Below are 19,062 nucleotides of genomic sequence, written 5' to 3'. Positions count from 1 at the left end.
AAGCAATTATTAAAGGAATGGAATGATACAAGAGTAGAATATCCGACAGAATATGTCATTCAAGAATTGTTTGAACAACAGGTAGCACAAACACCAGAGGCAGTAGCCTTAGTTTATAAGAATCAACAACTTACTTATAAAGAATTAAATGAAAGAGCGAATCAATTGGCTCATTCCCTACAGAAAAAAGGTGTAGGACCTGAGACGATGGTTGGAATCTGTGTGGAACGATCTTTAGAAATGATTGTTGGTCTGCTTGGAATCTTGAAAGCGGGCGGTGCATATGTCCCACTGGATCCAACTTATCCAGAACAACGACTTAAGTATATCTTGGATAACGCGGATATTAAATTGATGGTAACGCAAAGAAATGTGAAGGGATGGTTACCTGAGGGAATAGAGATTATTTGTTTAGATGAAAATCAAGAAATGATTTCACAGGCGAGTATTACCAATCCGATAATTGAAGTGACTCTAGAGAATTTAGCCTATGTAATCTATACATCGGGATCTACTGGGAACCCGAAGGGTGTGTTACTGGAACAAAAAGGATTATGTAATCTTGTTCATACTATTATTGACTTAATGCAATTAAATTCAAACAGTAGAGTAATCCAATTTGCTTCCTTATCATTTGATGCGGCAGTATTTGAAATATTTACAACACTTGTAGCTGGTGGAACATTATGTGTAAGTAGCCAAGAAGATGTTATGCCGGGAGAACCATTAACGAGATTTTTACAAAACAATAGGATTACACACGCTGTTTTACCGCCGACGGTGTTAAATGTCCTAGAGGAATCCAAATTTGAACATCTCAAGGTAGTTGTCTCTGGGGGTTCAGTTTGTAGTGAAGAGATTGCGAAACGGTGGTCAAATAATCGTGTATTTATCAATGCTTATGGGCCAACAGAAGCAACAGTTTGTGCAACGGCAGGAATTTATGAAGGAAATGGTCAACCTCCTATTGGACGCCCGCTTTCTAATGTGGAAGTGTATGTATTGGATCAAAATCAGCAACCTGTACCTATCGGTGTAGCTGGAGAATTGTGTATTGGAGGAGTTGGATTAGCACGTGGTTATTTAAATCGTCCTGAATTGACAGAGGCATCCTTTATTCCGCATCCATTCAATGGGGATTCTAATACCAAATTATATCGAACCGGTGATTCCGTTAAGTATTTACCAGATGGAAATTTAGAGTATATTGGTCGAATTGATAACCAAGTTAAGATTAGAGGTTTCCGAATTGAATTAGGAGAAATTGAAACCGTATTAGGCCAACATCCTATGATTAAAGAGGTTGTTGTAATAGCTCAAGAAGATGAATATGGAGATAAACGATTAGTTGCTTATGTCGTAGGTAAAGGAAGCGTGCAAGACTGGAGGGAACATGTAAAGGTACAACTTCCAAATTATATGGTACCAGCTCATTTTATAAAAATGGATGCTTTACCACTGACGATTAATGGTAAATTTGATGCGAAAGCTTTACCTAAGTGGGATAGTGCAGTGCAGGCAAGTGTAGAGCGTATCGGACCTCGCAATGAGACGGAGAAAAAATTAGTGACAATTTGGTCGAGTGTATTGGATATTAACCAATCAACAATTGGTGTACATGATAGTTTCTTTGAATTAGGCGGGCATTCTCTATTGGCGACTCAAGTTGTATCTCGTTTGCGAGAAGTGTTTGAAATTAATCTACCATTTCATGAATTATTCCAGTACTCTACTATTGAAGGTTTATCACAGCGAATAACGACGTTATTACAAGAGAACAAAGACTATGATATTTCGCCATTACAACCAAAGGAACGAGGAGAACGAGTACCATTGTCTTATGCTCAGCAGCGTTTATGGTTCATGGATCAACTTGAACCAAATAGCTCGCTTTATAATATTCCAACTGCTTGGCGCTTGAAAGGACAATGGGGAATTGAAGCATTAGAAAAAGGATGTAATGCGTTAATACAACGTCATGAAGTATTACGTACGGTAATTCAAGAAATTAATGGTGAACCGATGCAAGTCATCGAAGCTTACACTCCGAAAGCGTTACAGGTAATTGATTTACGTCATCTTTCGCAGGAAGAAAAAGAGCTACGATTGAAGGTTTTAACTCAAAGCGAAATAAAAACACCATTTCATTTAAGTGAAGGACCATTAATTCGAACTCAGTTAATTATCATGGAAGAAGAGGAACTCGTACTTCTTTGTACGATGCATCATATTATTTCTGATGGATGGTCTATGGGGATTTTACTTGATGAATGGTTTGCCATGTATCAAGCATTTGTAGAGGAGAAACCGGTGCAACTACGACCTTTAGCACTTCAATATGCTGACTTTTCACAATGGCAACGTGATTGGCTGAAGGACGAGGTACTCGCACAACAATTAGAGTATTGGCAGAAAGAATTAAGTGGAGAGCTTCCAGTATTACAACTACCATTTGATTCTCCACGCCCAGCGGTACAAAGTTATAAGGGAGATACATATCAAGTTATTTTACCAGTTGCATTACTGGAAAAGATTAAAGCATTTTCCCGTCAAGAAGGTGCTACATTATTTATGACTTTATTAGCTGGATATCAAGGATTTCTTTCACGTTATACAGGACAAAAAGATATTTTAGTAGGAAGTCCTATTGCGAATAGAAATTATAAGGAAATTGAAGGACTTATTGGATTCTTTGTTAATACACTTGTATATCGTGCAAACTTTACTGATGATTTAACATTTAAAGAATTGGTAGCACAGGTGAAAGGAAAAGCATTAAAAGCTCAAGAATATCAAGATGTTCCTTTTGAAAAAGTAGTTGAAGTATTACAACCGGAACGAAACCCTAGTCATTCACCAATATTTCAAACGATGTTTACCTTACAAACTCATTCAAGAAAGCTACCAAAAATATTGGATCACAGTTTAGAACCAATTCCAAGTTATATGGCAGTAGCGAAGTTTGATTTAACAGTAGCGATGGAAGAAACTGAAGAAGGATTACAAGTAGCCTTTGAGTACAATACAGATTTGTTTAATGCTTTGACAATACAGAGAATGGCTAAGCATTTTGAAAATTGGTTAAGTGAAGTGATGGATTCTCCTCAAAAATCGATTGGAAGTTTGAAACTGATGAGTAAAGGGGAAGAGATGCAATTATTAAAAGAATGGAATGATACAAGAGTAGAGTATCCGACAGAATCTGTTATTCAGGACCTGTTTGAACAACAGGTCGCACGAACACCAGAAGCAGTAGCCTTAGTATATAAGAATCAACAACTTACTTATAGAGAATTAAATGAAAGAGCAAATCAATTGGCTCATTCCTTACTGAAAAAAGGTGTAAGACCTGAGACTATGGTTGGAATTTGTGTAGAACGATCTGTAGAAATGATTATTGGTTTACTTGGAATCTTAAAAGCAGGCGGTGCATATGTGCCACTGGACCCAACTTATCCAGAAGGACGACTTAAGTACATCTTGGGTAACGCAAATATTAAACTGATGGTAACACAAAGAAATGTGAACGGATGGTTATCTGAGGGAATAGAGAGTATTTGTTTAGACGAAAATCAAGAAATGATTTCACAAGAGAGTATTGCTAACCCGAGAATTAAAGTGACTCCAGAGAATTTAGCCTATGTAATTTATACATCGGGGTCTACTGGAAACCCGAAGGGTGTATTACTGGAACAAAAAGGATTATGCAATTTTGTTCATACCATTATTGATTTAATGCAATTAAACTCAAACAGTAGAGTAATCCAATTCGCTTCCTTATCATTTGATGCGGCAGTATTTGATATATTTACAACGCTTGTAGCGGGTGGAACATTGTGTGTAAGTAGCCGAGAAGATGTTATGCCGGGAGAACCATTAACGAGATTCTTACAAAATAATAGGATTACACACGCTGTTTTACCACCGACGGTGTTAAATGTCCTAGAGGAATCCAAATTTGAACATCTCAAGGTAGTTGTCTCTGGGGGTTCAGTTTGTAGTGAAGAGATTGCGAAACGGTGGTCAAATAATCGTGTATTTATCAATGCTTATGGGCCAACAGAAGCAACAGTTTGTGCAACGGCAGGAATTTATAAAGGAAATGGTCAACCTCCTATTGGACGCCCGCTTTCTAATGTGGAAGTGTATGTATTGGATCAAAATCAGCAACCTGTACCTATCGGTGTAGCTGGAGAATTGTGTATTGGAGGAGTTGGATTAGCACGTGGTTATTTAAATCGTCCTGAATTGACAGAGGCATCCTTTATTCCGCATCCATTCAATGGGGATTCTAATACCAAATTATATCGAACCGGTGATTCCGTTAAGTATTTACCAGATGGAAATTTAGAGTATATTGGTCGAATTGATAACCAAGTTAAGATTAGAGGTTTCCGAATTGAATTAGGAGAAATTGAAACCGTATTAGGCCAACATCCTATGATTAAAGAGGTTGTTGTAATAGCTCAAGAAGATGAACATGGAGATAAACGATTAGTTGCTTATGTCGTAGGTAAAGGAAGCGTACAAGACTGGAGGGAACATGTAAAGGCACAACTTCCAAGTTATATGGTACCAGCTCATTTTGTAAAAATGGATGCTTTACCACTGACGATTAATGGTAAATTTGATACGAAATCTTTACCTAAGTGGAATAGTGCAGTGCAGGCAAGTGTGGAGCGTATCGGACCTCGCAATGAGACGGAGAAAAAATTAGTGACAATTTGGTCGAGTGTATTGGGTATTGAGCAATCAGCGATTGATGTGCATGATAATTTCTTTGAATTGGGTGGACATTCAATGAAAATCATGGAAACATTAGTGAAAACATTATCTGAAGGCTGGAATGTAACAATTAAGGATTATTATGAATTACAAACAATAAGTAAAATTGCGAAAAAAATCGATAATGGAACTAGTATATATGCACAATCCAATAAATCACAGCTCCAATTTCTAAAGCCACCGAAGAAGAGAGTAGGACCAAAAAAATCACACCAAACATTTGACCAGGGTATTGGGGTGTTGTTAACAGGTGTTACAGGATATTTAGGTATACATTTATTGGAACAATTACTTGATACTACAAAATGTAAAGTGTACTGTTTAATCCGTGGAAGAGATGAAGAAGAAGCTCAATTACGTTTGTTGAAAAATTTATGGTTTTATTTTAAAGACAAATTTACTAAGTATGAGGCATTAATAAATGAGCGGATTTTTATTGTAAATGGAGATTTGGCTGAGAAGAGATTTGGTCTAAATGAAGATATGTATGTAACCCTTCATAAAAATATTAAGACTGTAATTCATGCAGCTGCCCTAACTAAACACTTTGGAGATTACGCTGATTTTGAGAGAGCAAATGTTAAGTCATTAAAAGAGATACTAATATTTGTGGGCAATGATAAGAAGCTACATTATATATCTACAATGAGTGTGTCTGGACAGTTTGCACTAGGAGAAGAGAAAAAAGTATTCCGGGAAAATGATTTTTATATTGAACAAAATTATGAAGATAATGTCTATGTGAAAAGTAAATTTTTAGCAGAGCATGAGGTGTTCAAAGCAATATCCAAAGGAGTCAACGCAAACATCTATCGAGTAGGTAATCTTACTAATAGATATAGTGATGGTCAGCACCAAGTTAATATTATAGACAATGCATTTATGAGTCGTCTTAAATTTGTGTTACAGTACGGCGTTGTATCAAATAGTTTATTATCAAGTAAAGTGGAATTCACGCCTGTTGACTATTGCAGTAATGCGATTATAAGATTAGTTACTTCGAATATAGATACCGATAATGTTCAGGATTATATTTTCCATATGTATAATCATCAGAAGCTTGAACTTAAAGATATGGTGGAAATATTTAAACAAATAGGACATTCGATTGAAGTTCTTGGCGATTCTGAGTACCAACAACTCATGTTAAAAATATCTCAAGATGAAAATAGACAAGAAGATATTCAAATGCTCATGGTATCAGGAGAAAAGATGGATGATCGATATAAAGTAGTAAAATTAGATTCAATTAGGACTCAAAAGGAGTTAGAAATAATTGATTTTGGGTGGCCGGAAATTAATATTGAATACTTACAAAAGGTTGTAGAATATATGAATTCATCTGGCTTTTTATTACCAGATGAATTAGGAATATTACATGCAGTCACAAAATAATTGTGTTTTTTAGGATTATCTAAAAATTAGTGGTAAAAAACATCTGTTTATCCCTTCTGTTATCGGCATTACTTGTATAATGGGAGGGATTAAATAGGACATTAATTTTTTGATAACGTATATTGTATATCTGAAGAGTGTTATTTAGGTATCAGAAGATAAGGATGAATTTTATGATCTCTGTTTCAGTATTAATTGAAAACCCCAATTATATTCAAGGGTTTATTGTGGAAGGGCATGCAGATTATGCTTCCTATGGTGAAGATATTGTCTGTTCGAGTGTGTCTACAGTCACTATTGGCACGGTAAATTCAATAGAGAAGTTATGTCATGTAGAGATGGAAGTAGAGACGCGGGATGGTTATTTAAGAGCGATGCTCCCAACGAACAAAGCTTCCCAAAAGGAGCAAAATGATGTGCAATTATTACTTCAAGCTATGGTGTATACACTGCAATGTTTAGAAGAAAATTATGAAAAGTATATTCGTATTATTGTCAGGAAGATGAAGGATAGATGCTAAAGTTATAGAGCTTTTAGTTGTTCGTAGCGGCTAACAAATTAATCATGTTTGGATGTATAGCCATTGGTCAAACATAGTGTAAACAACTTTTCAGTTTTTATAAGGCGTACTGACTGTTGTCAGTACGTTTTTTATTGTGATACTAAATATAGTGAAAATAATTTAGGATTTAAGGTGAGCGTTAAATAAGCGTTAATTAAAGACTAAAATATTTTAATGCTTAAGTATGATAATCAGTATTGAATTTATAACTTAGATAAGGAGAAATAACATGATGCAACAGATAAATAATTCTAACTGGTTTACTTGTCCTTTATTGCGGAATCATCCTAAATTAAGGCTCTTTTGTTTTCCATACGCAGGAGGGGGAAGTATGGTATTTCGGGGATGGGAAAATAAACTGCCTGCTGATATTGAAATACATATTGCTCAACTAGCAGGAAGAGACAAACGTTTTTTGGAGGAGATACCACGTCCGGTAAGCACAATGGTAGAGGGGCTAAAACAAGGAATACAGCCTTATGTGAATGAGCCATTTGCTTTTTTTTGGTCATAGTATGGGAGCACTCCTTGCTTTTGAATTAGCAAAAACTTTAGTGAAAGAGGAGAAGGTCTCTCCACTTCACTTGTTTGTATCAGGAAAAGCGGCTCCACATTTAAAAAATATTCACCGAACTATTTATAATCTTCCTAAAGAGCAGTTTCTTCAAGATTTGAGGAACCTAAATGGTACACCTAAGGAAGTACTTGAAAATAAGCAATTAATGGAGATATACGAGCCAATTTTGCGTGGGGATTTTGAAGTTTGTGATACGTACCTTTATAAAAAAGGGAGTCTTTTAACCTGTCCTATATCTGTTTTTGGTGGATTACAGGATGAAAGAGTTGATGAGAGAAACCTAAAAGCTTGGGGAGAACTTACAACAGGCTTTAATCAAGTACGTATGATAGAAGGAGATCATTTTTTTCTTCATAGTCAGCAAGACTTTATCCAAAATGCAATAATTAATGATTTAAAATGTAATGTGTAAAGATAGAATTTTATTTTAGAAAGGGTGTATATTGAAAATATTATAAGAAATTAAATAGTATCGTATAGAGAGTGAGAGAGGATTTAAAATGGTTAATATTTATGCGATCAAAAAGCCACAATTTATAGATGAAAATAGATATAATACCTTATTAAATTTGGTGTCTGCAGAAAAAAAGAAAAAAATAGATGGTTATGTAAAAAAAGAAGAAGCTTATAGATCTTTGTTAGGTGATGTTTTGATACGATCTGTGATTTGTAAGCAATATAAAATATTTAATCAAGATATTAAGTATGATTACAATAAGTATGGTAAACCTTTCTGGAAAGGAAGTAATCATTTTTTCTTTAATATTTCGCACTCCGGAGATTGGATTGTTTGTATTGTAGATAAATTTCCTGTAGGCATAGATATTGAGCAAATATGTCCTATAAACATAGAAATAGTTTCGCATTTTTTTTCAGATGAAGAAGTAGAAGATTTAGATACTAGGTCATTGGTTGGGAAAATTGATTATTTTTATGACTTGTGGACATTAAAAGAAAGTTATATAAAAGCAATAGGAAAGGGTCTTTCGATTCCTTTAAATTCTTTTACAATTAAAAAAAATAAAGAGGAAGGCATTATCGTTAAACAAGATGATCTTTATTCTTCTTATTTTTTTACGCAATATCAAATAGATTCTAATTACAAATTATCTGTATGTGCAACTTCTAATCGGTTTCCAAAGAAAGTTATCATTAAAAACATGTCTGAAATTGTTCAAGATGTATTAGTTAATAATATAACTAATTTATAATGGAACTTAAACAAAAATTGCAAGATGTAATAAATTATTGATGATATGAGCTAGCTTGTAGTCATAAAGAATTAAGGAGATTACTAGATTTAGCCCATGTGTAGCAATGGACCCCAAAGACACAACAAGCACTAACGGACATTCCGAATAATCTTGAAATAAGCGAAAAGGGTAAAGTTACCCTCTTTTTATATTTTAATCTTTAATAATCCCCTCTAATTAGGATATGGAAACAATTAATATGGATCTTATTGACTGATATTAAGAGTAAACCCTAATATCATATATATTAGGGTTTACTCTTAATATAGTACGTGAAATTATATGCATGAAACTAATTATGATTTCCTTATCAAAATACTTAAACTCTCCTTCATAGTACACATTGTAAAGAAATCACTAAAATATTTCTAATTAATGTAAAATTAAGGATACAATATGCAAATTTGCATATTGTATCCTTAATTTTACCGACGTGGTAAAATAATACAGAAAACGTTTGCATGTTTTTTCGCAATTATTAATTAGGTATTTTTCACATGATAATTATGGATAACATTTTTATTTGTTTATTAATCTATAAAAATTAACATGAAAATGACAAAAGAAAAAGAAGTTGTTTCATACTTCGGCCGGTATAGAACAACTCCCAATGAATTAAAAAGGCTTCTTATAAATCTCGTTTTATGAATTTATTAAATATAGTGTACATTTTTCAAAGCGAATTTTCAAGAGGTGTAGTTTCCTATAACTAAAAATAGAAAACATGCTTTTTCTTTTTGTCTTTAAAAGGAGAGGGAACATCGTGAGTAATATAATTAAAAGACGTCATACAAATCAATATGCTCAGATACACAATAACCCATTACAAAATGACTTAATTGATTTACGAGCAATTGGGCTTCTTTCTCACCTTATGAGTTTACCCAGTGATTGGGTAATTTATAAAACACAATTATATAAAAAGTTTAGTAGAAAAAATGTAGATGCAGCTTGGAAAGAACTTGCAAGTAAAAACTATATAATTGGTTTTAATTGTTACATAGATGGAAAAAAACAATCTTTTTATAATGTTTCAGATATTCCATTCATTTCCGAAGAACTTTCCGGGTTTCTTCTAGAATCTATATCGGAACTAATAAATTCGGGATCTTCCGTCAAATCTTTGAGCTTAATGAATGGCGGAACCCTTGATATTTCTCATGATTTAACTGATGTACTAAACGTACATCAGTCGAAAGTTCTAAAAAAAATTACTACTGTACCGACAGTACAGTACTCTCAGTACAGTACTGTCGGTACATCTACAAAAGAAATATCTACAAAAGAAAAAATAACAAATATTGATGATGAAGATATACCGAACGTTTTACATTCAGATGCAAAAGACATTCAAAATTCAAAAATTAGGAATGTTACACAAACGAATACTGTATATACACTATCTTTATCTGATGACGACATTTTATGGATTACCAATAAAGTTCGAGATATTTTTAAAGGTAAAATACAAAAGAGATCATTTGATTCTGTATTAAAAAAATGTATTAATAACTATAAAAAAGGTACTGTACCAAATTATGAAAATTACTTAATTACATCCATAGAAAACAAAATAACAGATCTTGAACTTCGAAGAAAACAAGAGAAAAAATTATTAGATTTAATCCCTAAATCTAAACAAAAGAACAAGAAAACAATTAGACAAGAGATGATTCCAGAATGGCTATATAAGCAAAAAAATGAATACCCAAATGCAGTTGAAACACAACAACATTCAGAGAAGGATATAGAAACAGAGCGCCAACAGCTATTAAAAGAATTACAAAAGTATCAACAAAAAAATAAAAAATAGCAAAATTTCGACTACCTTAATTTTCATTGAACAAAACATAATATTCTAGCCTTCAATTTATAAAAAGCTAAACCCCTTATATACCAAGGGGTTTTAGCTTTTTATTTTATAGGAATACTCTTTGCAACAAGTTGCCATTAGGATAGTGTATCAGCAACTTGTAGCTATTACTATGAATGCTAGATTCCACAAAATTATTACATGTTTTTTCATTTTTACTTCTTAATTTATTTTATGATAAAAACTACACCAAAATTACAATTTGTTGAAGGTTTTAAAAATTATAGATTTGGACAAGCTAGATTTATAAATAATGATTTTCCGAGGTGAGAATATGAGTTGGTTTGGTGTAGGGAAACCTAGGAGTAAATTTGGTAAATTTATAGATAAGCATAATTTAACTCAACAGGAAGTCGCAGAAAGGAGCGGTGTAAGTCAAGGGACGATTAGTCGTTTATGCAAAGGAAATGCATTTCTTCCGTCTTTAAAAACTGGTTCCAAGATTATTGATACTTTAAAAAAGTTAACAAATAAAAATGTAGATTACAATGATTTTTGGCTTTAGTTAAAAAATATCATTCATCACAAAAGTTCTCATAAACACATTTTGTTTTACAGCATATTGCTCTAATTTAGATTGCCGATAGTCTGACAGTGTAAAAAAGATAATCACTGGAACAATAGCATTCTGTCTTTTGTAAATATCTGTTATATGGCCATATAACTGTATTTTATGTTCGTTTGCCTTCATATGTTGCATACGATCTATTTCAACGAAATGGGGAACATTATCTTCAAAATACGTTGCGTCAGGAATAATTTGATACCGTTGACCATTGATTGAAAACTCTATAGATCTTTCTGTTTTCCATTCTGGAAATCCAAGCCACATCCAGCTTTCGTTTCTCATTAATATGTGCTGTAATTGACTACTTTTCTTTACTTCTCTTGTAATTCCTAATAAATCACGTCCTTTTTTATTTAAATAATATACATGCTCACGAGCTATTTTAGTAATATGACAATACGGAGTCAGATCCTTTAGTACACGATTTGCATTTCGAATACTTCCTAGGCAGTGGATGGCTTGCAATTGTCTCCTGGTTGCAAAATCTAACTTACTCAAAGTGGATAAAATCTCGATTTGTCTCGCTTTCTGTTTGAGTGTTTGATGCCTCATTTTGTTTCACCACCTTGTATTGCTTCAGTAATTCCCACATGTCCATATCCTTTAAATAAGGTACCTGAATTTCTTCTGTGCGATCAGTCTTAAATAACGCTCTTCCTGGAAGGGAAGGTAGATCCTCAAGACCTGGTTCATCCAAAGCAACTTGTGAAGCAACCGCTGTTGGTAATCGAAAACCTAGCTTTGCATCAGCATTTTGTTTGATTTGCCTTGGCAATGTGTCAGAGGTTGGATATTGAGTACAAAATATAAGCCGGAATCCTAAACCACCTCCGATTCTTGCGATTTCAGATAACATCTCCTGGCACATAAATAATAAATCCCGTTGTTTTTTAGGTAAACCTTGTGTCGGACAAAGATTCGCTCCTTCATCTACTATGATGAAGCAACGCTCTCTAATTGATGTGTCTATAACATTGGTAAAATAGGACTTTTTCATCATCTCAATCTGTTTTACCATCTTTTCACGTACTCTCACCAACATTTCTAACGCCTGTTCCGGGTTTTCAGCTACTTCTACTACTTGGGATAGCTCTTTGTAAGGACTGAATTCTAGCCCTTCCTTCAGATCGATAATAAAAAAATTCACGTGTTGAGATTGTTGTAAAATTAAACTAGTCATCACATTTTTTAAGAATACTGTCTTTCCAAAACGAGTCATTCCACTTACACACATATGCGGTGTTTTCTCGAAATCATGATACACGTGTTTATCTAATGCTTTCCCCATCATAACTTTCCATGTGTGCTCTTTTAACAGCTCCTTAGACCAATTCCACATTTCAGGTATTCGTTGCTTAAATACTCGAATATGAAGCTCTCTTTGATGAAACGATATTTTAACAGGTTTATATAGTCCTTCTTCTAATACTTCAGCTAACTTTTTGATAAGTTGACTAGGTACGCCGAGCGGTAACTTGTAAACATAATTCATACTTATGTCATCTTCTATTTCTTTTATAAAAATAGGGTATTGTAATTCACCTTTATGTTGAACACATATCTTTGCAATTTCAAAAAACGTTGCAATTTTTTTCTTATCACTCATTCCTGTACTTTTATAAAAGTAAGCTACTGTTATAAAGGTTGCTGGTATTAATAAAAGTGATATCATATCCTCCATACCTCCTTTAGGTAGTTGAGCCTGTATGGAAGGTTAGAAAAAACAGATTAAAACGCACTATTACAATTATTTTCAACTACCAGATGTAATACTAACGTAGAAACACATCTAGTATATCCATTAGCACATACCAAACACTCCCAATTAATAAGCATTTGAGACCCGCACGTAGCAACCAATCTGGAAGGTAAAGACCTTTCCTTTTCAGCAATTTAATCCCTAAAATAGAGACTCCTGTCACACCATACACAACTCCTAACTCTCCAATGATTGTCATGTTAATCCCACCCTTTTGGTTTAATAGACAAATTTCCCTTACGATCCTTATAAAGTTGATACTCATCCAACAATTCATTCCATGAGACCGGATACTCATCACCGTACAAATCCTCTTCGATTTTTTGACTCAAATAATAATAACCTTTGTATTGTCGGTCTAAATACACTTCATGACGTACCATGTGCTCTTGTATTGCTGAAATATCTTCTTCTCTTTTAGTATCCCGGTACATCTGACGTAATGATTTTGAAGAATACAGATAAGGAGTACTATATAACATCTGATAATAACTCATGTTGTCTCACCATCCATATAGATTTCTAGATACACTAAATACATATGATGAGGATTCATTTTTTCGAATTTGTACCTCAAAAAAATACAAAAATACGCCATTCCCATTTTAGAATGACGTTCGATAATAAATTACCCTTTTTTAATCATATTTTTATTAATTAATAAAATCTTATATAAATATATATCTTATATATATTTAAAATATAAAGATAAAACTTATATAGGAAGAGCAAATAGGGTTTTATTTCTACTATAACAAGGGATTTGAGCATGCCATAGCGTAAAAAATCATAAATAGCAGAATCTAACAACACAAAATTAGCTATTAGTACGGTATAAAACCTACAAATAATCATAAATAATATCATGTATTTCTACATAAAAAATGAAACAAATTGATGCATTGTTAAATATATTTATTCAAGTAATAAATTTTCAATTTATCCACCGTATGTCCACAATTTCTTAATATTTACTCACAGAACATTCACAATATAGGTTAACTAATCAACATAATTAGAATTTGTCACATGACTCACATAAATATTGATGATTTTTGATAGGTGAAGTACGAAAACCCCTTTATTTCAATAATAATTACATAATATTATTCACATTAGATTTTATTTATCTACATACCCACGAAATTTAATGTTTTTCTTATGATTTTTTGTAGGTATTTGAATGTATTTTAGATAAAAATAATGTTTTTATTTAAACATAGATGTGGAAAATTAGTTAATTGCAGTACAGTTTTGTATAGGAATGTATAAAAAAAGACTCTATTATGAATAGAATCGAGTAAAGGTGTCTATAAGGAGAAATCAGTGTAGGGTTTTTAAATAATGGAACCAACACGAATAGCCCTCTATTTATATTTTTTTCAAAAATAGAGAGCGGAGTATCGTTAATTTGTTTCTATTACCTCAAGTACTTGTTCAGCTGTCGTTACTTGAATACCAGCGCGTACTAATTGTTCAAATGCACGAATAAACGTAATCAAATTGAACTCATTCGGCACTTCAATAACGCGAAGTGTTTCTTTAGGTAATCTATCTATCTTTTCAATGAACAATTCGCGAACATCACTCGGAATAAAGCGATCTTTATGTCCTCTTGTTTTTAGAAGTTCACGTATTTCTATTTCTAAAGCTATATAAGCATTTAGATTTGCACCTTGTTCATAGGCGTATTTTCTAAACAATGTTTCTTCTTGATATTTTAAATAGTTACGGTGATACGATTCCTCTGTAACTGGTACAGCGAATTTGGATTTTAGTAACTCATATGTTTTACGGAACAACTTTTTGATGTTTCGATGAGAGTACATAGAGAAATGCAATCCAAAATCAAATACAGCTTGTTCCTTTTGTTCTTTTGAAACATGTTGTGTAATAAGAGGGTAAATGCCTTCTTTTGCCGCTGTATCAAGAATTTGATATTGTGATGTTTGATTTAATATTTTTTTCAGCGTATACACTAACTTACTTGGATATTCTTCATTACGATCTATCATGTCACGTAAGCTGCGAATGACACTTCGAATTTGTCGATGACAAGTATACTTAAGTACATGAATAAATTTATTCATGTCTTGTGCAAATTCACCGATATTCAGTTCTTGTAGCACAGATTCAATAAAACGAGCTTTCCGTGCATACGTAACCTTTGGGGGAAATGGATCACGATACTGTATTTCCCCAGCTTCTTTTGTACATAAGAAATCTGTATGTAAGGATAGATATAAAGTCGTATATCTTTTTTTATTTTTACTCCCTTTTTGCAACTTGCAAATTTTGAATAGGGGAGTCCCTGTACATGGCAATGCAGTTGTTAATTCTGTCATAACCGCACGGATTTGATGTGGGTATTTCTTATGTAAAAAGCGGTACATTCCGCCAAAATGAGTTGTATTTCCTCTTTCATCCTGTTTATCTAAGGAACGTTTAAGCGTCGTTTCGCTGTACTGTTGCATAGCAATGTCCAGGAAGAGCTTTTTAGCCGCAACTGACATCTCAAAGAAAGCCTTAGTAAACACAACCGGGCTAATATACACATAGGAATTTGCCTTTTCAGTTTCTTCATTCATAAAATGAGTTAACTTAATGGTATAGCGACCATCTAATTCATTTTCTATTGTAATAATGTTATGTAAACTTAGTTTCTTTAATGCAATATAGAATTGAGAATGTTGTATATAAGCAAATTCCTCTTTATATTGCTTGTAATCTTCCCACATCATATGTACTGTTACATTTGGAATGATCCCATTCGTGTAACATTTCTTGTGTAGATATAAGAAGACTTCTAAATCTGCATTTGTAATGCCATATAATTTATGTTTTCGTCCCATTGTTTCTGAAATAGCAGATAGTGTACGACGTGAAAAAGATGGTTTCGCCTGAGCAACAAAGCCATCTACATCAGCAATGCGTTCTTCATATGTCATATGATCCAGAATATCCTCAAGGTATGTATCTTTATAGCTGTAGTATTTTTCTTCAAAAGCTTCAACAAGTTTCTGCCAAGATTTCAATGTTACTAAAACTGCATTTGTATCTTGTCCATTTAGACTACGTTGATTACGAATAATAAATGATTGTCCCATCTTTTTCACCTCCTACACATAAATCCAGAAATATATGCCAAAACACTATAAAATATACCAATTATGATTATATCAAATCGAAATTTGATGAAATATGCCCCTTTAAGAGAAAAAATGAAAAGATGAAATGCGCGTTAATCCCTTGTGCATCAAGGGATTTGAAGATTTATCGATTTTTTTTTATGGACATCATACCGCTACAGATTTTCATCTTTCTAGAAAATCAATAAATCATTAGAAAGAACCTCATAAACATTGATACAACAATGTTTATGAGGTTCTTTTATAAATACAAAAGGGACATCATATGGCTATAATTTTTCATGTTTTTAGATATGAAATTATTCATAGAATAGCCTTTAAACGTTGGTATTAAAGAGTTTGAACTCAAAATTTCAAATTTTAAAAGGGACATCATATAGCTAAATCCTTTTCATCTTTTTATAAAAAAAGGGACATCATACCGCTACAGATTTTCATATTATATAAATAGTCGAAAATAAGAGCAAAAGGAAGTGAATGTATGATATCAAAGGGTTTATAGAACATTCACGTCATACAAAAGGGACAGCATATAGCTTTGAGTTTTCATGTTTTTAGATATGAAATTATTCATAGAATAGTCTTTAAGCGTTGATATTAAAGGATTCAATCTCAAAATTTCAAATTTTAAAAGGGACATCATATAACTAAGGCCTTTTCATCTTTGTATGAATAAAGGACATCATACCGCTACAGATTTTCATATTATATAAATAGTTAAAAATACGAATAAAAGGTAGTGGGTGTATGATATCAAAGGGTTTATAGAACATTTACATTATTTAAAAGAGACATCATATAGCTAAAAATTTTCATGTTGCATATTGTAATTACAAAAGAAAATCTATTATATCAAGCTTTAGCCCTCCTTTTTAAAAAGATTGTGCAGTTGAAAGGGGAATGATATAGCTACAGATGAATATTAGCATTTGATTGATCCAACAGTTGTCAAATTTATACCGCAGCATATCATGTGCTAAGCCATAATGTCTCACCTGCTGAGCCAATAATATTTCATTGATAGTATCAGTTGACAATAGTTTGATTTGTGATTATACTTCTTTACATATTCAACGTTGAATAAACAAAGGAGAAATCCGAATGACAAAATTATTAGTTTTAGCTATGCTTAGTATGCAGCCCATGTCTGGTTATGAAATTAAATCTATGCTAGAAATGAACGATGCCCAAAGATGGGCCGGTGTTTTACCCGGTTCGATCTACAATGCGCTAAAAAAACTTGAAAAAGACGGATATATTGAAGTAGCTAGTATAGAAAATAGCGGCCACCGCCAAAAGGCAATATATAAGATTACTTCAAAGGGTGAAGAATACCAAAAGCAGTTAGTCCTAGAATGTCTTGGAAGCGCAAAAATCAATTACCCTACCGATCTGTATTCGGGAATTTCTCTAGCATATCAGCTTCCTAAAGATGAAGCGATCGAAAAACTGATGAAAAACAAAGAACAATTAGTCCGTGAGTCACAAGCTGTAAAGACTGGTATGGAAGCTAAGGAAAAGGCATTACAAGGAGAAATTCCACAACTGACAAAGATAGTTTTTGAGCATATGTTTGATGTTATCAAGGTTCAGATCAAGCTGATTGAAGCTACTATATCTATTATTGAACAAAAATCGTAAAGCCATTTATTGTGGCTTTACTTATTACCTCGATAGTCAAAGTTGAATATACAAAGGAGAATAAACATGAAATTAATCGAATTTACAAATGTTGAGAAAAGTTTCAAGGGTAGAAAAGTAATCAATAATCTGAGCTTTTCTATTAACAGCAACGAAGTTGTAGCATTAGTCGGCACCAATGGTGCTGGAAAAACGACAACTATTCGAATGCTTTTAGGAATAAGTCAACCGGATAGTGGAGTCATTAAGCGGTGGACTAAAGACTTTAATGAAAAAGTCGGAGCACAATTACAAGCAACACCATTTTTTGAAGGCTTCAATGTAGAGGATAATTTAAAACTCTTTGGTACTTTTTATCAATCCGATATGACGAATGAAACGATGGAGAAGATTTTGAAGAATTACAATTTAGCGGATGCAAAAAGCACTTTAGCCTCAAAACTCTCACTTGGTCAACAGAAAAGATTAGCTATTAGCATTACAACGCTACATGATCCTGAATTTGTCATTTTAGATGAACCATCTGCAGGGCTTGATCCTAGTGGACAAAGAGATATTCAAAACATGATACGTCAATTAAAGTCTCGAGGAAAAAGTGTTTTATTTTCGTCACACGATATGTTGGAAGTTCGTAATACTGCTGACAGAATTATGATTATGGATCAAGGTACCTTGTTGGAAGACGGCGCACCGGAATTTTTACTCAACAAATATGGCGTTTTAGATTTAGAAGAATTGTTTTATCGACTAACAAAAAAGGAGAATTTGTATGTCTAATATAATTCGGATCTCACTCAATAAGAATGTTAAGGATATCTATTTGTTATTTTGGTCGATTTTTTTGCCTTTGGCAGTATTGATTGGTCTTTCCTATTTCAATATTGGCATAAGCGATAATACTTTATTTGGAATATTAACGATAAGTATCTTTTTCTACTGCTGCACGACAAATTCTTTTTCCGTATTTGCTCAAAGAAAGCGCGGTGTTTTTGATTTACTAACGATCACTCCCTTTTCATTGTGGAAATATCTCAGCAGCATTACTTTAAGCCAAACGATTATCGCTTGTATTGTATCTACGATACTGGTAACTATCGAAAACAGCTTATTTAATATCGGAATGTCAGTTCTACAAATTGTATTATTTATTCCACTGTTCTTTCTTGGCTCGGCAATTTTCACCTTACTTGGTTTTTGCCTATCAGCGATTCCTAAGAACGAAGGCCAATTAAGTATCACTTCTAATCTAGTAATGATCCCTCTGTTACTATGTAGTAGTGTTTTCTTAAATCTAAGCAATACACCTAAATTAGTTCAGTGGATCAGTTGGATAAACCCAGTTGAGTGGTTACAAAATGGGTATAGATCTGTGATAAGCAGCTCTCTTCCCAGTTATCTGATTTCAATAGTTGTTCTCTTGATTTTCTTAGCAGTTTTTCTGGTTATTTCGAAGAAATCATTTCAAACAAAAGAAAAATGATGAAGAATCAAGATGAGGA

15 protein-coding genes and 1 pseudogene are annotated in these 19,062 nt (G+C 33.1%); 11 read left to right on the top strand and 5 right to left on the bottom strand.

Going from position 1 to position 19,062, the window contains the following annotated elements; translation table 11 throughout:
* Positions 1 to 66: 66 nt before the first annotated feature.
* The 8 genes and pseudogenes from MHH45_RS28125 to MHH45_RS25735 all read left to right on the top strand — a co-directional run.
* Positions 67 to 3,150: pseudogene (locus MHH45_RS28125) on the top strand (amino acid adenylation domain-containing protein); the annotation flags it as partial.
* A complete protein-coding gene (locus MHH45_RS28120; protein WP_416076155.1) occupies positions 3,133 to 6,180 on the top strand; it encodes an amino acid adenylation domain-containing protein in 3,048 nt (1,015 codons plus the stop codon). The pseudogene MHH45_RS28125 and the gene MHH45_RS28120, both read left to right, overlap by 18 nt.
* 173 nt (positions 6,181 to 6,353) lie before the next feature.
* On the top strand, positions 6,354 to 6,701 hold the full coding sequence (locus MHH45_RS25760; RefSeq protein WP_088094520.1) for a ribosomal-processing cysteine protease Prp: 348 nt from the start codon (positions 6,354 to 6,356) through the stop codon (positions 6,699 to 6,701).
* A 271-nt stretch (positions 6,702 to 6,972) separates the two neighbouring features.
* Positions 6,973 to 7,257, top strand: coding sequence for a thioesterase II family protein (locus MHH45_RS25755; RefSeq protein ID WP_088094521.1), 285 nt, complete (start codon positions 6,973 to 6,975; stop codon positions 7,255 to 7,257).
* Positions 7,229 to 7,732, top strand: coding sequence for a thioesterase II family protein (locus MHH45_RS25750; RefSeq protein WP_088094522.1), 504 nt, complete (start codon positions 7,229 to 7,231; stop codon positions 7,730 to 7,732). The genes MHH45_RS25755 and MHH45_RS25750 overlap by 29 nt, the downstream gene beginning before the upstream one ends.
* A gap of 88 nt (positions 7,733 to 7,820) precedes the next feature.
* Positions 7,821 to 8,531 carry a 4'-phosphopantetheinyl transferase family protein gene (locus tag MHH45_RS25745; RefSeq protein WP_088094523.1) on the top strand — a complete coding sequence of 237 codons (711 nt, stop codon included), beginning with the start codon at positions 7,821 to 7,823 and terminating at the stop codon, positions 8,529 to 8,531.
* Between the two features lie 805 nt (positions 8,532 to 9,336).
* A complete protein-coding gene (locus tag MHH45_RS25740; RefSeq protein ID WP_088094524.1) occupies positions 9,337 to 10,386 on the top strand; it encodes a hypothetical protein in 1,050 nt (349 codons plus the stop codon).
* A gap of 334 nt (positions 10,387 to 10,720) precedes the next feature.
* Positions 10,721 to 10,951, top strand: a complete 231-nt coding sequence (locus tag MHH45_RS25735; protein ID WP_033799359.1) for a helix-turn-helix transcriptional regulator — start codon at positions 10,721 to 10,723, stop codon at positions 10,949 to 10,951.
* On the opposite strand, the gene MHH45_RS25730 is transcribed toward MHH45_RS25735, so the two are convergent.
* The 5 genes from MHH45_RS25730 to MHH45_RS25710 all read right to left on the bottom strand — a co-directional run bounded on the left by MHH45_RS25730 (position 10,952) and on the right by MHH45_RS25710 (position 15,880).
* A complete protein-coding gene (locus MHH45_RS25730; protein WP_088094525.1) occupies positions 10,952 to 11,566 on the bottom strand; it encodes a replication-relaxation family protein in 615 nt (204 codons plus the stop codon).
* Positions 11,505 to 12,686, bottom strand: coding sequence for an FtsK/SpoIIIE domain-containing protein (locus MHH45_RS25725; protein ID WP_088094526.1), 1,182 nt, complete (start codon positions 12,684 to 12,686; stop codon positions 11,505 to 11,507). The genes MHH45_RS25730 and MHH45_RS25725 overlap by 62 nt, the downstream gene beginning before the upstream one ends.
* 100 nt (positions 12,687 to 12,786) lie before the next feature.
* Entirely contained in the window at positions 12,787 to 12,972 is a 186-nt protein-coding gene (locus MHH45_RS25720) for a hypothetical protein (protein ID WP_003203313.1), read from the bottom strand.
* 1 nt (position 12,973) lies between these two features.
* Positions 12,974 to 13,270, bottom strand: coding sequence for a hypothetical protein (locus MHH45_RS25715; protein WP_088094527.1), 297 nt, complete (start codon positions 13,268 to 13,270; stop codon positions 12,974 to 12,976).
* Positions 13,271 to 14,179: 909 nt separating this feature from the next.
* A complete protein-coding gene (locus MHH45_RS25710) occupies positions 14,180 to 15,880 on the bottom strand; it encodes a hypothetical protein (protein WP_335357334.1) in 1,701 nt (566 codons plus the stop codon).
* 1,143 nt (positions 15,881 to 17,023) lie between these two features.
* Between MHH45_RS25710 and MHH45_RS25705 the strand changes: the two genes are divergently transcribed.
* From MHH45_RS25705 to MHH45_RS25695, 3 genes are all read left to right on the top strand, one after another.
* Positions 17,024 to 17,563 carry a PadR family transcriptional regulator gene (locus MHH45_RS25705; RefSeq protein WP_088094530.1) on the top strand — a complete coding sequence of 180 codons (540 nt, stop codon included), beginning with the start codon at positions 17,024 to 17,026 and terminating at the stop codon, positions 17,561 to 17,563.
* Positions 17,564 to 17,629: 66 nt separating this feature from the next.
* Positions 17,630 to 18,340: an ABC transporter ATP-binding protein gene (locus MHH45_RS25700; RefSeq protein WP_088094531.1), complete on the top strand. Its 711-nt coding sequence runs from the start codon at positions 17,630 to 17,632 to the stop codon at positions 18,338 to 18,340.
* Positions 18,333 to 19,043: an ABC transporter permease gene (locus MHH45_RS25695; protein WP_088094532.1), complete on the top strand. Its 711-nt coding sequence runs from the start codon at positions 18,333 to 18,335 to the stop codon at positions 19,041 to 19,043. The genes MHH45_RS25700 and MHH45_RS25695 overlap by 8 nt, the downstream gene beginning before the upstream one ends.
* Positions 19,044 to 19,062: the final 19 nt, after the last annotated feature.

The sequence above is a fragment of the Bacillus sp. FSL K6-0042 genome (genome assembly GCF_038006685.1).
Lineage (GTDB): Bacteria > Bacillota > Bacilli > Bacillales > Bacillaceae_G > Bacillus_A > Bacillus_A pseudomycoides.
The sequence above is the reverse complement of the archived record's forward strand: the minus strand, read 5'-3'. Positions and strand labels throughout refer to the sequence as shown.